Annotated in this window: 2 tRNA genes; both read left to right on the top strand. The window is 55.9% G+C overall.

Going from position 1 to position 356, the window contains the following annotated elements:
- Positions 1-76 (top strand) — tRNA-Glu (locus DID99_RS36995).
- An 83-nt stretch (positions 77-159) separates the two neighbouring features.
- Positions 160-236 (top strand) — tRNA-Asp (locus DID99_RS36990).
- Positions 237-356: the final 120 nt, after the last annotated feature.

Genomic DNA, 356 nt, shown 5'->3' with positions numbered 1-356 from the left:
GTCCCCTTCGTCTAGAGGCCTAGGACATCACCCTTTCACGGTGAGTACAGGGGTTCGAATCCCCTAGGGGACGCCAGGATTCAGCGGCGTTTCGTAGTAGAAGTGTCGCAACGCTTGCAGGACGTGAACGAGGTCCTGCAGGTGAGAGTGAAGAAAGCTGGAGCGGTAGTTCAGTTGGTTAGAATACCGGCCTGTCACGCCGGGGGTCGCGGGTTCGAGCCCCGTCCGCTCCGCCAGAACAATGCCCGTTCAAATGAACGTTTTGAGCGGGCTTTTGTATTAAAGATGTAAGCAGTACGTTGTCCCCTTCGTCTAGAGGCCTAGGACATCACCCTTTCACGGTGAGTACAGGGGTT

Origin of the sequence: Burkholderia sp. Bp8986, assembly GCF_003854225.1 — a bacterium.
GTDB lineage: Bacteria > Pseudomonadota > Gammaproteobacteria > Burkholderiales > Burkholderiaceae > Burkholderia.
Note: the sequence above shows the minus strand (reverse complement) of the source record. Positions and strands in the feature narration are given on the sequence as shown.